Below are 15070 nucleotides of genomic sequence, written 5' to 3' on the forward strand. Positions count from 1 at the left end.
CTTTCCTGCTTAGTTCGGTAATAAATCGATTTCAACCCTGCGGTTACGTGCACGGTTTTCAACAGTATCGTTGGGTACTAAGGGGTCAACTTCCCCCCGGCCTTCAGGCCATAAGCGACCATGCAAATCCGCGCCAGCGGCTAAGGCATCCGCCATCGAGTTTGCCCGCGCCAGCGATAGATGCCAATTTGAGGGATAGCGCGTCGAAAAAATAGGCAAATCATCGGTATAGCCATTCACAAGGATACGGCCATCAGAACCTTCCAAAGAACGGGCAATTTTATGCACTACCGGTAAGAACCCTTCAGTGATATTGGTGCTGCCGGATGAAAACAATTGATCATTACCAACCCGGATGCGCACTCTGTCCGAGAGCTCAATCACTTCTAACAGGTTGCGATTAATTTCTGTTTGCAATAGCAGTGATAACCGTCTGCTTTCCTGAGATACCTTGCTATTGATGCTGGCGATGGTCTCCGCCTGTTCCGGCAGTTGAACAAGGGTGACTAAGGCTCGGTTTACCTGATCAGACCGCTCATTGATCAAATAACTGAGGTACATATAACCACACAAGAGAAAAGCGGCGGCTACCGAGCACATAACCCACAGAGGAAAGCTTTTCTGCCCTGACTCGACGGCAAGCACGGATGCATGCCAATCTGGAGTCAACTCACGAGGTGGCTCGCCTCGCTCAGCTTTTATTGCTTTATAAACGCGGTCCCGAATGGCATTCAGTTGTTGGTACCCTTGCTCGGCAACCCGCATCTTACCGACAAAACCGAATGATAAGCACAGATACATCAGCTCAAGTAACTGAATGTGTGCTTTAACATCAGTCAAAACACTATCCAGTAAGGTGAAAAAATACTCCCCACCAAAGGTTTCCTGATAAAAATTCGACAACAAACTAAAGGCTGCCCAGTCGCTTTCGCTGCCCCAGCTGGTATTTAAAACGGCTTCGTCAATAAAAGAACACAAGCAATAGCGTGCATTGCGAATGGCATCACCTTCAACACCGCGAACTCTCAAGCGCTGTTCATACTGCTCGATAAGTTCAATGCAATGCCCCTTTAACCCCATCACATCGGGATGAGAGGCGGTACTTCGAATTGGCCCAATCAAAGAGAACAAGTCACCGGCCTCTTCAATCAGTGGGTTATCACTAATAAGTAACGACTGCTGTCTTGGCTTGTTTGTTTGTTGTGAGGGGGTGACAACCGCGGCCAATACGGTTCGGTCAGCATGACCTGCAGCTGCCTGAGCCTGGTGTCCCGTGTTGTCTTTCACTGGTTTGCGCCCACCAGGCCTTGGTTTAAGCACTGTACGATCCGTCATAACTAATTTTCCTGTTGCATCTGAACTGACTACGACTTAATAGCCCAAAGCTCAACTTTTAATCCCGGATAGTTTCCTGAGATATGAAGGGCAAGCCCACCACTGCTTGCTAACTTTTCCCAGTAAATGCTATTTTTTTCTAGCTGGAAGTAGTGATAACCTGCATGATAAGGAACCTGCCTGGGGGCAACAGGTAAACCTGTTACTGCGATCCCTGGAAGTTGGTTATTGACCAACTCACGAATGTGCTCAACCGGACCAATCTTTATCCTTGAGGGCAGGTGCTTGCGGATATCTTCGGTAGGGACATCGGCAGCAATGGCCACGATAAACTGAGCATTCTCCAAAATGCCTTTATCGGTTAATGCTGACACCATAATGCCAAACTTACCCATCTGAAGAGGCAAGGCTTGTGCTGTTTGTTCCAAAACCACGCTCAGTGTCTGGTTTAGTAAAACCAGCAGATTACCAAATACAATGGTTAAGTCATGATGCTGATAAGGAGGAAAAGACTGAGCCCGCTTTTCTTTGGTGGTAAAAGTTGCCAGCTCTCCGGCTAATGCGACAATGGTTCGATACAAGGTCTCAGGGTGCGTTGCTGTATTCTGCTGCAAATGCCTGAGTTCAGGCTCATAGCGGTTCAGCATTTGTAGCATCAAAAAATCAGCGATAGAATTGGCACTGCCCTGCCCTTTGCCAATCCTCACCGCTAAGGCATCTGCTCGCTGCTTGAGCATACCAAGCACTTCCTCGAGAAAGCTGCATAACACATTATTACTTTGGATCCTAAGCACCGGAGGGATGTACTTGGTATCCAATTTTATTTCCCCTTCCTCCTGTACCTCTTTAACCTTGGCTATCGGAATACTGATAAAGCCGCCTCTTTCCTCACTTTCCCGCTTTAAAAAACTACGAACCTGGGCAAGCTGAATGGTTTCGACCGCAAGATCGTCCTGGGTGGAGTCGATCACATCGGCATCGTGGTAAGCAAAACGGGTAATATCAGCACTCCCATGCTCCGCAATGTTTCGTGCAGAGCTTTTATCCATGGCAATACACAGATAAATCAGCTCATCGCGACACACTTTAGGTACCTCGATGGGCTCAGGGACAGGATCCACTAAAGGGAGTTCCAATAAGTAACCATCGGGTAAAATGGCATCTAACGAATGTACCGCAAACTGACCAAAACGAAGTTTATTCTGATCAATATCGAGCGCTGCCAGCCCCCAACCATGAGCAGAGAGCAATTCACAACTGCGCTGTAGCCGGTGGTTTAAATAACGCTCTTGTTGTTGAAAGTGCTGTGGCCGTAAAAATATCCCTTCCAGCCAGGCAACGCGATTTAACTGAGTCATAAAGATTTCCTACTGCTTGCTATCAGCGCTGCCGTCTTGCTGTATCATGTTCACGGATATACACCGCGAGTGACTCGATAAAGACATATTGGTTGTCGTAACCGGTAGGTTTAACATCAACCACTGCGCGCCAACGGGCATTTTCAATATCGCGGTACGCAACAATGACACCGACTGCCTTTGTCGCTGGGTGCAATTCCATCCTGGATTGACTTTGCTGACCCGGTTCAAACACAAACTCATCTTTTTTTAGTAAGTCAGTTCTTAGCACAGCGCTAGGATCGTCGTACAAAGCAAAAAAGTCCTGATTCTCAAAAATTGTTTTGGAGGCAAGTTCAAAGACTTTAACTATCACGGGAGAAGGCCGGTCATTTTGATCTGGATTTAAATCATCTGCCACTCTGAAGTGCAGTGTGGTGGAAGGAGGAAAGGTAGAATACACCACTTGGCAAGAAGACAATAAAAACAGTGATATCAGTACTGCAATACCATGACTTAAAACTTTCATAGACAGATCCTTTATGGGTTATTCAACGGATTTGATTGATTGTTCGTAAGCATCAATAAAATCATCACTGAAACCTCTTTGCGTGTTTTTGGCCAATTGTTCAGTCAATTCTTGATGATACAGCTCATAAATTGCCCAGTGCCGTGCCTTTGCGTGCAAGCTGCTTAGTTTATCCAGTACACCACTACCCACATCTTTGCGGCGAATAGACTCAGGGGATATTCTGGTCAACAACGCTTGCATGGCTGCTCGACTGGCATCGAGCAAGGCCACTTCATGTTTACTCATATCCTGAAAAGCGGAGTGAACGGCCTGTTTTGGAGTTAAGAAGCCCGTGTTGCTGCTGGCAAATAAGGTGTGAAAAACATCCTCAAAGCTGGCAGAAAACTTTAGCGGATTGTTTTCCCTTGCTTGAAAGGTTGTTTGGTTCACCCGTAAGCTATTTTTGACCTTTGAGCGGGCTCGCATCATGGCCATTAACCCATCAAGCGAAGCACGCAATGCTTCACCTAACTGTTGCCAACTGTGTTCAGAATGGTTAAGCAGCTGCATTTGTTCAGGTGTTAACTGCAACCCATCCATAAATGCCTGGATTTTTTTCTGCTCCGAAACACTGAATGCATCATCCGTCTCGGGCATGCCTGAAGCAGCTCCATCCAGCGGTATAGTTACGGCCGAAAAGGCAAGTTCTGCGCTCTGTCCACTCGAACTCGGATGCTGGTCGATGTCATTGGACCAATCGTCAGGTATGAGTGGTTGAACATGAAAAAAATCATCCAGTTGCGAGTCAACAGCATCATGGGAACTATGTACAACAAGCGGAGCAGCCTCCGACATCATCACACCATGGAAATCTGCTCCGGAAGAAGCAGCAGAGAACGGCGCACCGACAGCAGCAACTTCTCCATGCCTGGCATGTCCCGGAGCCGCAGTACTGTCAGCGGTCTGGCGCAACTCAATTGCACTCACTTGCAGTTCATAGTCACCCAGCAGCAAGGTGTCATGCAGCTTTAAAAAGCGGCGATTCCCTTTACCAATCAGCTCCGATGAATTGTTAATGAAAAGCCCATTGGTAGAGAGATCTTCAATGTAAAATCCCTGACCATCCGATCCGACACTAGCATGCAAACCCGAAACAATTCGCTCCGGATCTGCCAGCTGCCAACTGGCCTGCTCCGAGCGTCCAATGGTGCCACCGCTGGCCTCAAAACGCATCACAGTCTTTAAACGGGGCGACAAACGGTGATAGCTGACAACAGAAAGTTCAAGCCACATTCTGATTACCTCTTCCTTAAATGATCAGCCTCCCATGCGGAAGGTTGCAGACTTGTGCGCTGTTAAAAAAACCGACTAATGATAGCTACGGATAGCAATAAGGTCAACAATTGAATTAACTTAATTTTAATTAATAAACTCTTACATTAGCAACTTATGCTATCAGTCGTATATGTCATGACCATCTCTGACTTTAAAAATACGAAGTTCACCTGCAGCGACAACTTCAGCCACAGATTTTAACAGTTGGTCATGAGCTGGTATCTTTTGGCCTGCAGCACAAATTTGCGCATAGCGATAAATATCGAGCAGTATTTGATGGCGTGAAATGGCAGGTTCTATTTGCAGCAAAAAATACTCCGCTTGCAGTGGGCAATGCATCACGCTCTCAGAGTCTGCAAGATCATAAGATGTAAGGAGATCTTTGCTAAGCAAGTAGCAGTTCTGCCATACATCATTCACGTAAATACCAGTGTAATGAGTAGGTGATTGAATAGCAGTCATAAGAGCCTCATGAAAACAGCAACAGTCAATGGCTAGCAGCCCGTACAAAACAATATTTTAGGATCTCTCGATCGCGCTTAGCTCCATAATAACAAATTTACTTTATGGTGAACAATTGATTGAATGTAGATAATTAAGTAAAATTTATGGTTAGTCCGGTTTTGAAACGATGTAGCTTTACCACAAGGAATGAATGCACCCATGACGAGTACAACTCCTGAGCAAGATATAAAGAATGAAGATCAATCCATTAGCCCTGATCTTGCGTCTAACCTGACTGATAGCTCTACCCATGGCTCGCAAGGAAGCAGTGCAGATAGAACCCAGTTGATCTCAACAGCGACAAAACAAATCACCACAGCCACCAGCTCCCACCTCAAAGCCGGCAGCATGCTGCAGCAACGATATAAAATCGAGAAACTGCTTGGCTCTGGCGGTATCAGCCATATTTACCGGGCACGTGATACGTTCCTGGAGCAAGCGGGTATTGCTGAGCCTTTTGTGGCAATCAAGGTATTGCAAAAACAGTTTGTCGATCAGCCAGAGGCCCTGCAACTGTTGTTGCAAGAAGCCCGGAAGACACAACAACTTGCCCACCCCAATATTATTCGCTTATTTGATGTCAGTTCAGATGAAGGGCATTTCTTTCTTGTGATGGAATATCTGGATGGTGAAACCTTAGAGCAGGTGATCAACCGCTATAAACCAAATGGATTGCCCTATAAATTTGCACAGAAGCTACTAGAGCAAATTGCCGATGGTCTCGAGTACGCTCACCAACAAGGTATCGTGCATGCAGATTTAAAGCCAGCCAATATTATGCTGGACAGAAACGGCCATGTGAAGCTGCTTGATTTTGGGGTTGCTCAAAAGTTACAAAAGAATGTAGATATCTATGCAGCACAAGAGCAATCACAGGCTACACCGGTCAGTGGCTTTACACCGGCCTATGCCAGCGCAGAGCTGTTGGCTGGCCATGCCCCCACGCCATCGGATGATGTGTATTCTTTCGGCTGCCTGGCATATGAGCTTTTAACCAGCAAGCACCCATTTCACCGTTTGCCTGCCGATAAAGCGCAGCGTGAGCAGAAAAAAGCCACTAAGCCGGCACATTTAAATTTTTTGCAATGGGCAGCCTTTCGTCGCGCTTTGATGTTTGATCGGGATAACCGTACCGCTTCAGTTGGTAAATTAATGCGTCAGTTAAATCGTCCGGTGTGGCCTGTGTTTTTGGTAACTGCCGCAGGCATTATGATGCTGACCGCTGGCATGTCTTATGTCCAGGGGCAGCAAGGTTCACTGCATGAGTTACAGCAAACTTTAGCAGCACATCAAGCAACATTGTCGTATCAAGCCAATTTGATACAACTTCAACCGACAGAAATCCTTGAAGAGCTGGAAAAACTTACGGATCAAAACCCTATTATTTCGTCTGGTCTGCTTAACTTTCACGCTTCAACCATGCTGGGCTATTTTGAGCAACAAATAGACACCTTATTAAGTGATCGGTCAGAACGCTACCCAAATTACATAGAAATTGAACATTTAACTGAACAGGCTGGCCAACTTTATCCGGACTCCCATCAACTTGCCGCTGTTCGCAACCGGGTTGCCCGCAGTAAACAGAGCGCCATTGAGGTACTACAAAACCAACTCACAACCATGTTAATTGCACAAAATTACAGCAGGGATCCTGAGACAAATAATCCATACCAGGTGCTGGCAGACTTAAAGCGGATTGATCCAAGCTACCAGCCGCAGCCAAACGAAGAAGCGATACAACTTTTCGTGCAAGAATTCGAGTCCGCAATGTATCAACACAATGCATTAAAACTACAGCAATTGCTTGCCATAGGACAGGCAGCCTTTTATGCCGTAGAGCAGGCTCAACCGCTCATTGAGCAAGGTCTGCATATGCAATCAGCTATTGATACCATGGCATATTACCAAGAGCAGTATGAACAAGGTCGTGAACCTGAGTTTCCTTATGCTGCAGCAGAAATATTCTATCAGTACCGTTTTCGTGCACTGACCAATGCGCTGGAACAAAGCGGAGATATAGCGGAAGTGGATGCCGTTTACGATCAATGGCAGCAGTATGCCGTCATTTGGCCAAATGATTTTGAACTCAACATTCGCCTGAGGAGACAATTAGCCGATAAATACCTGACTTTATCTGGTGAGCTACTGAGAACGCATCAAGTACGCAATGCAGAGCGCCTGATGCGTCGTGCGAATGAATTAATGGTAAGTGTCAGTGGTTAACAAGTGAAAACGGCAACAACTCAAGCCGAGTTGTTGCCGAATCTTAGCCATTAAAGATAAACCAGAATCTCAATGCGTCGATTCTGTGCCTGGCCAGCAGCAGAGTTATTATCAGCGATAGGCTCGTCTGGTCCTTTACCATGATATCCCAGCTTGTCAGATTGAAAACCCAAGCTAAGCAGGTATTCGGTCACTGCTTTTGCTCTTTCGCGGGAAAGCTGCAGATTGTAGTCATAATTACCACGATTATCGGTATGTCCCAATACCTCCAGCGCCTGAAAATCAATCTGATGCAACGCGGTGCTCAGTGTTTTCAAAGCTTGCTTTTGCTCTGCTGTAATATCCCTGGCAGCAAACTCAAAGCTAGTGACACCCGGGAAAGTGATCTTGAGTTGCTCTGAGCTCAGCTCTTGCAATGAAATTTGCTGAACGCCATTCAAATGTTCAGTCAGCACTGAACCCGGGCTTTGGGCATAGACAGAGCTAGTATTTTGCTCCGTAGAATTGGCACTGCTTTGCATATTGGCAGCACAGCCACTAAGCGCCACAGCACAAGCAACCGAAAGCGCAACACGTCCAAATGTAATCATAAAAACACTCCTGTAAAATTAGGCTTAAATATTTTGCGGAATATATACATTATTGTGCCTGATTTCAATCTTTGTCTGTGTTGTTCTCGAACGCTGGCTTGCAATAGTTTCAGGATTACCACAAGATGATCCCCACTACGACGTTGAATGCATATACTGTTCAGACAAGAGCAGGCAACGAGACAGCAGGTTGTAACTGTTCAATAAAGAGAATCTGCCTATGCAACCCCTTCGACTTGGTTTATTTTCGTGCGGTTTAGCCTGTGCTCTGCCACTAATGTCTGTGTTTGCTTCGGAGCCATCAGCAGAATATGCTGCTGTCGCCAGTCCGGATCGCTATGGCGCCTCAACAGCACAACAGATCCTACACCAGGGAGGCAATGCGGTGGATGCCGCCATCGCCACAGCTTTTACCCTCGCGGTCAGCTATCCTGAAGCAGGCAATATCGGCGGTGGCGGCTTTATGATCATTTGGTTTGAGGGTGAACCTTATTACCTTGATTACCGCGAAACTGCTCCGCTTGCTGCCAGCCGTGATATGTATCTGGATGACGATCGACAGGTGATCGATAATCTAAGCTTGCTGGGCCATTTGGCATCCGGCGTACCCGGCACTGTGATGGGCATGTGGCAGGCGCATCAACGCTTTGGTTCCCTGCCCTGGGCTGATTTGCTGCAACCTGCCATTGAGCTTGCGGAACAAGGCTTTGTGGTGCCCGATAATCTGCAGCAGTATGGCGGCAGTGCGTTGGAGCGTTATCAGGACAAAACCAATTTCGCCGATTACTTTGCTGACATGAGTGCCAGACAGCTGTTTCAGCAGCCCGAGCTGGCGGCAACCCTGCGCCGCATTGCCGAACAGGGGGCAGACGACTTTTACTTGGGCACAACGGCCGAGCTGATTGTTGCTGAAATGCAGCGTGGTGCTGGTTTAATCAGCACCGAAGATTTAGCCCGTTATCAGGCCATTTGGCGCGAGCCGCTGATTTTCCCCTGGCGTGATTACCATCTCATTACGGTGGCACCGCCAAGCTCGGGTGGTATTGCGCTCAGTCAGTTGCTGAGCTTAAAGCAGCACCGACAGCAAGATTTTGCTGGTGTATCCCATAATTCAATGCAGTATGTGCATTTATTGGCAGAAATTTCCAAGCGGGTATTTGCTGATCGGGCCGATTATCTGGGTGATCCGGCGTTTACCCAAGTCCCGCAGCAACAGCTGCTGGCACCGGATTATTTGGCGCAACGGGCCCGTGAAATTAACCCAAAGGCCATTTCACCAACTGAGCAGGTAAAGCCAGGATTAGAATCACCACAAACCACGCATTTTTCCATTGTCGATCATGCTGGCAATGCTGTCTCGAACACCTACACGCTGAACCTGGATTTTGGCAGTGGTGTCGTGGTCACTGGCGCTGGCTTTTTACTGAACAATGAAATGGATGACTTTGCCATCAAACCTGGTGTTCCCAATGCCTTTGGTGTAGTCGGTGGCGATGCCAATGCCATTGAGCCGGGGAAACGGATGCTATCGTCAATGACGCCCAGCTTACTGGTGCAGGATAACAAGGTACGGCTGGTAATTGGGACGCCTGGCGGCTCAACCATCTTCACCTCGGTCTTTCAGGTAATAAATAATCTGTATGATTTTGGTATGTCACTCGAAGATGCTGTAGCAGCGCCGCGTTTTCACCATCAGCTCCTGCCCAAAGATCAAATTGCCATCGAGCCGTATCAGCCACTGAGCGACGACGTACAGCAACAGCTGACAGCTATGGGCTACCGGTTAAACTTGCAGCGCTGGAGCCTTGGCGATATACAGGCCATTCAGCGTACAACAGATGGTACTGCCGCAGTGGCGGATCCGCGTGGTCGTGGAGTGGCCATACTGATTGAACCGGCTAAGCCGGCTCAGACTGGCCCCTTCGTATCAGCTGCAGGCAGTACAATGTAAACATTCTCAAACAGCAGGTCATCAGGCTGGTCAGTGGCGGTTAACTGCACAAAGTAATCCCCCACCTGCTGTACTTCAAGACACTGATCAACAGCAAAGACATTATCGGTATGCGGTTTATCCCAACTGTTCAGTTGCCTGGCTTTGCCTTTTTGTTTGGCTTCGGCTTTGTCTTTGGCCACCACCAGCAAATAACGGTGATCTTCGCCAAAGACCGCATCGTGGTAACCGCCCAGATTTAAAAAAAACAACCTGTACTGCTGACTAACGGGCTCAGAAACGAGCTGCAGCTTAAAGCCATCGACAGCACGAACCCGCATCCAGGCATCCATATGCAGCCCTTTGGGTTCTGCAAACCACAACTGGCGCAGTTGCGGATAGGTTTGCTGCAACTGCTCGCCTGCAACAAAGACCACATCGTGCAGTTCGGTATTGGCTTTTGGATGAGAACCACCCAACATCACCATAAACAGATCCAGTTCCATCGACATAGTACTTCGCTCTCCCCCAGCATTTTGTGCGGCAGTATAGCCAGTTCAAGGCTTACTGCCAATTGCCGGGTTCAGGGTAAGTGCATGCGGATCTCATCCAGGCAAGTTGGATCTTCAATGGTAGATGGCACCTGCGGCGTTTGGCCATCGGCCATCTCGCGCAGCACTTTACGCAAAATTTTACCGGAGCGGGTTTTTGGTAATTTCTGCACAATTTTGGCTTGCTTAAAACAGGCCACAGCGCCAATATCTTCTCGAACCATGGCCACCAACTCCTGCTCCAGTTGCTCCGGGGAAATGACACTGCCATTTTTCACCATGACCAGGCCAAAAGGCAGCTGGCCTTTTAACGCATCGGCGATACCTATCACACAGCACTCAGCCACCGCCGGATGACGGGCAATGATCTCTTCCATCTCCCCGGTCGATAAGCGATGGCCGGCCACATTGATCACATCGTCGGTCCGGCCCATAATAAACACATAACCCTCCTCGTCGATGTAGCCACCATCACCACTGCTGTAGTAGCCCGGGAAACTGGTAAGGTAACCCGCTTCAAAGCGGGCTTCATTACCCCAAATGGTTTGCAGGCAGCCCGGCGGCATTGGCAGTTTGATAGCAATGTTGCCTTGCTGATTGGCTGGCAGTCGTTTCCCTGCATCATCCAACACCTCAATGCAATAACCGGGCACCGGCACAGAAGAAGAACCCGGTTTTACCGGCAAGGCTTCAATCCCCATGAGATTGGCACAAATGGGCCAGCCGGTTTCGGTTTGCCACCAGTGATCAATCACTGGCTTAGCCGTTTTGGCAAGTGTCCATGCATAAGTCGCCGGGTCGAGCCGCTCACCGGCCATAAAAATGCAGTGCAGTGCGCTTAAATCGTATTGCTCCAGCAATTGAGCTTCCGGATCGTCTTTACGAATGGCACGAAACGCTGTTGGCGCAGCAAACAAAACTTTGGCTTTATACTGCTGGCACAGGCGCCAGAAGGCCCCCGCATCCGGAGTCATTACCGGTTTGCCTTCATACAGCACCGAGGTACAACCAGCAATCAAGGGACCGTAGACGATGTAGGAATGGCCCACCACCCAGCCAACATCGGATGCCGCAAAAAAAACATCGCCGGCCTGTACATTGTAAATAGCGCTCATGCTGTAGTTCAGTGCTACGGCATAGCCACCATGATCGCGCACCACTCCCTTTGGTTTACCGGTCGTGCCCGAGGTATACAAAATATACAGCGGATGATCGCTGGCCACAGGAACTGCCTCAACCGAGCTGGCATTCGCTAAGGTTTGCTGCCAGTCGTAATCGCGCCCTGGTTTCAGCTCAGCGGCTAACTGCGTACGCTGTACTATCAAGGTGGCAACCGGCTGATGAACGGCCTGAGCCAAAGCTTTATCTAGCAGGGGTTTGTAGGCAATCACTTTATTGACTTCAATGCCGCAGCTGGCACTGATAATCACCTTGGGCGAAGCATCGTCAATCCGCACAGCCAGTTCGTGGGCTGCGAAGCCACCAAACACCACAGAGTGAATGGCGCCAAGCCGCGCTACTGCAAGCATAGCAATGACGGCTTCCGGGATCATTGGCATATAAATCACCACCCGGTCACCCTTGTTCACCCCAAGCTGCTGCAAGGCACCGGCACATAGCTGCACTTGTTGCAGCAGTTGTTGGTAGCTGTAGCTTTGCCGGGTATTGGTGACCGGGGAATCATAAATCAACGCTGTCTGCCCGCCGCGGCCGGCAGCCACATGCTGATCCAGCGCAAGGTAACTGCAATTGAGCTTGCCATCAGCAAACCAGCGGTATCTATTGGCAGACAACTGCTCTAAAGCCTGAGTTGGTGTCCGAAACCAGGGCAGTTTATTTGCCTGTTCCAGCCAAAAAGTTTCAGGATCGGCCATGGCCGTTTGATAATGTGCCTGGTAGCTCGTCATTGCCCTGCTCCATCCGTTGCTGATCGTTGTCCTTATAATTTATAAGGACTCTTTGGACTACTGTACTTCAGATCAACGTCTTTGAAACTTAGACTATGGGCGTATTACCTCAACTGGAGTTGAACCATCACAGGTGCATGATCGCTGCTGTACGCATCGGTACTGTAATCTGGCCGAACCAGATGTTTGTCGAAGGTTTGGTAACTCAGCACATCGGCCCGGCAGGCCGGATGCAGGCTATCAAATTCATCCGATAATAAGATATAGTCCAGCACCGAACCCTTGGAGCCATAGTAATGAGTGGCTGGCCGGGCGCCAGGGGTTAACTGATGCTGCTTGGCCAACAGGTAGGCATCGTGCAATCGCACCGGATTCCAGCCAGATGCATCGATCGCATTGGCACTGGCCTGCTTTTGCCAGAGCTCACCGGCCTGGCTTAGAATCGATAAGGACGAGGATTCGCTGGGTGTATCATTCAAATCCCCCATCAACACCAGTGGCAATCGGTGCTGCTGCCGCCTGCTGCATAGTGCATTTATCAGGAGCTGTGCTTCAGTCCCCCGCTGAACGGTCGACGCCCAACGACCAAAAGCTGCCAGCAGCGGGTTCTGATGATTCTCAACCAAGAAAGCCGGTTCAAGCTGAGGCCGCTTGGACTTTAAATGCACCACACAACAATCCAGCGCGCCAAAGCCAGGTAACTGAACGGTTGCGCGTAGTGGCTGACGGCTAAATTGCAAACCAGACAAACCTGCGGCATCAAGTAACCCATGATCTGCAGCCAGGGCAGCACAAGAGCTCACTTCATAGCGCGACGCCAATGCCACCACCGGTTTATGATAAATGTAGTCGGCTATCAGCTCTGGCTGTTGCACCACCACAAAATATGGATAACCCAGCGCCTGAAGTTGTTGTTTCAGCGCATCGCAGCTAAAGACCTCCTGAAAACCAATGATATCGGGCTGTTGTTGCTCGATAAAGTGCTGCAACCACAGCTGTTTTTGCTGCCACTGTGGCTGAGTGTAGATAGCATCGTACTCGTAACTCGCCAGTGGCGGCTCGATGTAATTGAGCAGATTCACACTGGCGACACGAAAACTGGATAGAGACAACATGACTAAGCTAACCATTCTATTCGTTGAAAGTACCTGGATCCGGAACCAGGCATTTGCACCTCAGTGCCAGACTGGGTACCATGCGATAAAACCACGATAACTATAAAGGAAATCCCTACTCATGGTAAAACAACTTGCGGTTAGTTTTGCGCTGGCGGCCTGCAGCTGCCAGCTATTTGCCCAACAAGTCTCGGTCCCGGCTCAGGATCAGTTTTTCGACAACATCGCCCGCTATTGTGGCCAGGCCTTTGAAGGCAGGGTCACCGAAGCCAACTTTACCGGTGTTGAAACCTTTACTGAAAATCGATTGGTGATGCATGTTCGTCACTGTAGCGACAATCGGCTGGAAATACCCTTTCATGTAGGTAACGACCACTCTCGGACTTGGATCCTGACTAAAACAGGCTCTGGTATTCAACTAAAACACGATCACCGCACCAAAGAAGGCGTGCCGGATAATGCAACCATGTACGGTGGTCATACCGTGAATGCAGGTTGGCCGCATGCCCAGTCCTTTCCGGCTGATGACTTTTCCAAGCATGACTTTATCCGTCGGCGTCAGCCTCAGTCGCTGTGGAATACCTGGCATATGTACATCTATCCGGGGGAGTTTTTTGCCTACCGTCTAACGCGTGAAGGCCGTGAGCTTAGAGTTGACTTTGATTTGACCAAGCCAGTGGACTTGCCACCAACGCCCTGGGGCTATGAAGATACCGAGTAAGCAAAACGGGCCTCTGGCCCGTTTTTCAATACACCGATAAGCCGAGTTGCTCAGCCAGACGGGTCACCATAAACATAGCACGACAGGAGTTACCAAAGCTGTTTAAGCGCGGACTCCAGGCCGCTATCACGCCGTAGTTAGGAACGATAGCAGCAATGCCCCCACCAACCCCACTTTTGGCTGGTAAGCCAACAGTGAAAGCAAACTCACCGGATTGGTCGTACATACCACTGGTGGATAAAATGGCATTGACCCGATGCGCGTCACGCCGGCTGCAGATCATCTGCTCAGTCCAGGGATCGAGCCCTCGGTTGGCTAGAAACACCAGGCTACGCGCAAGTTGCTCACAGCTCATCTCCACCGAACACTGATAAAAGTAGTGATCCAGCACCTGCGGCACTTCCGCTTCAATATTGCCAAAGCTTTTCATCAAATAAGCCAGGGCAGCATTGCGGTTGCCATGCTCTTTTTCCGACTGATAGACGATGTTATCGGCCCAGATCTGCTCAGTGCCGGCCAATTTACGAATAAAGTTTAGTAAGGCAGCTTTACTGGCTGAGTAGTGTGAAACCAGCATATCCGCCACGACAATGGCACCGGCGTTGATAAAGGGGTTACGCGGAATGCCATGCTCCCACTCCAACTGCACAATGGAGTTAAAGGGCTGGCCGGAAGGTTCCATATGCACCCGTTGCCAGACATCATCACCCAGCCGGTTCATGGCCAATACCAGGCCATAAATTTTTGACACACTTTGGATGGAAAAACACTGACTAGCATCGCCAGCCGTATGCAGCTTACCATCCAGCGTAGCAACCGCTATCGCTGTTTGCTCAGGCGCTACCGCGGCCAAAGCCGGTATATAGTTTGCTACCTTGCCTTGCTCGGGTAATTGCCGAGCCTCTTGCAACAAGCTTTGCAGCAACAAGGATAGATTGGAGGGTTGTTTTGGTGTTCCTTCCATGCACTACTCATTTTGAAAGCGCCTGCCCCAAGTGAGTGGGACAGGCA

General features: G+C 49.1%; 13 protein-coding genes. 3 read left to right on the top strand and 10 right to left on the bottom strand.

Annotated features, from left to right (window positions below):
* Positions 1–9 precede the first annotated feature (9 nt).
* From tssL to BLW37_RS03630, 5 genes are all read right to left on the bottom strand, one after another.
* Positions 10–1335, bottom strand: coding sequence for a type VI secretion system protein TssL, long form (gene tssL / locus BLW37_RS03610; RefSeq protein WP_091339669.1), 1326 nt, complete (start codon positions 1333–1335; stop codon positions 10–12).
* A gap of 29 nt (positions 1336–1364) precedes the next feature.
* Positions 1365–2693 carry a type VI secretion system baseplate subunit TssK gene (gene tssK / locus BLW37_RS03615; protein WP_091339671.1) on the bottom strand — a complete coding sequence of 443 codons (1329 nt, stop codon included), beginning with the start codon at positions 2691–2693 and terminating at the stop codon, positions 1365–1367.
* 22 nt (positions 2694–2715) lie between these two features.
* A complete protein-coding gene (gene tssJ / locus BLW37_RS03620; RefSeq protein WP_091339674.1) occupies positions 2716–3201 on the bottom strand; it encodes a type VI secretion system lipoprotein TssJ in 486 nt (161 codons plus the stop codon).
* An 18-nt stretch (positions 3202–3219) separates the two neighbouring features.
* Positions 3220–4476, bottom strand: a complete 1257-nt coding sequence (tagH, locus tag BLW37_RS03625; protein ID WP_091339676.1) for a type VI secretion system-associated FHA domain protein TagH — start codon at positions 4474–4476, stop codon at positions 3220–3222.
* A 162-nt stretch (positions 4477–4638) separates the two neighbouring features.
* Complete coding sequence (locus BLW37_RS03630) at positions 4639–4980, bottom strand: hypothetical protein (protein ID WP_139243653.1); 342 nt, start codon at positions 4978–4980, stop codon at positions 4639–4641.
* A 201-nt stretch (positions 4981–5181) separates the two neighbouring features.
* On the opposite strand from BLW37_RS03630, the gene BLW37_RS03635 reads away from it, so the two are divergent.
* Positions 5182–7245 (top strand): serine/threonine-protein kinase, encoded by a 2064-nt coding sequence (locus tag BLW37_RS03635; protein WP_171907534.1) that lies wholly within the window; start codon positions 5182–5184, stop codon positions 7243–7245.
* 50 nt (positions 7246–7295) lie between these two features.
* Here BLW37_RS03635 and BLW37_RS03640 read toward each other — a convergent pair whose 3' ends face one another.
* On the bottom strand, positions 7296–7835 hold the full coding sequence (locus tag BLW37_RS03640; protein ID WP_091339687.1) for an OmpA family protein: 540 nt from the start codon (positions 7833–7835) through the stop codon (positions 7296–7298).
* 220 nt (positions 7836–8055) lie between these two features.
* Here BLW37_RS03640 and ggt point away from each other — a divergent pair, with 220 nt between their 5' ends.
* Positions 8056–9786, top strand: a complete 1731-nt coding sequence (gene ggt, locus BLW37_RS03645; protein ID WP_091339691.1) for a gamma-glutamyltransferase — start codon at positions 8056–8058, stop codon at positions 9784–9786.
* On the opposite strand, the gene BLW37_RS03650 is transcribed toward ggt, so the two are convergent.
* The 3 genes from BLW37_RS03650 to BLW37_RS03660 all read right to left on the bottom strand — a co-directional run bounded on the left by BLW37_RS03650 (position 9744) and on the right by BLW37_RS03660 (position 13338).
* Positions 9744–10277, bottom strand: coding sequence for a DUF1543 domain-containing protein (locus BLW37_RS03650; protein ID WP_245785605.1), 534 nt, complete (start codon positions 10275–10277; stop codon positions 9744–9746). The two genes, ggt and BLW37_RS03650, sit on opposite strands and share 43 nt — an antisense overlap.
* Positions 10278–10348: 71 nt before the next feature.
* On the bottom strand, positions 10349–12223 hold the full coding sequence (locus tag BLW37_RS03655) for a propionyl-CoA synthetase (protein WP_091339694.1): 1875 nt from the start codon (positions 12221–12223) through the stop codon (positions 10349–10351).
* Positions 12224–12327: 104 nt separating this feature from the next.
* Entirely contained in the window at positions 12328–13338 is a 1011-nt protein-coding gene (locus tag BLW37_RS03660) for an endonuclease/exonuclease/phosphatase family protein (protein ID WP_245785606.1), read from the bottom strand.
* A gap of 121 nt (positions 13339–13459) precedes the next feature.
* Here BLW37_RS03660 and BLW37_RS03665 point away from each other — a divergent pair, with 121 nt between their 5' ends.
* The gene (locus tag BLW37_RS03665; protein ID WP_091339698.1) at positions 13460–14059 is read left to right on the top strand and encodes a hypothetical protein; all 600 of its coding nucleotides are present in this window, start codon (positions 13460–13462) and stop codon (positions 14057–14059) included.
* A gap of 25 nt (positions 14060–14084) precedes the next feature.
* Here BLW37_RS03665 and glsB read toward each other — a convergent pair whose 3' ends face one another.
* On the bottom strand, positions 14085–15023 hold the full coding sequence (gene glsB / locus BLW37_RS03670; protein WP_091339701.1) for a glutaminase B: 939 nt from the start codon (positions 15021–15023) through the stop codon (positions 14085–14087).
* Positions 15024–15070: the final 47 nt, after the last annotated feature.

The sequence above is a fragment of the Alkalimonas amylolytica genome, assembly GCF_900107845.1.
GTDB lineage: Bacteria > Pseudomonadota > Gammaproteobacteria > Enterobacterales > Alteromonadaceae > Alkalimonas > Alkalimonas amylolytica.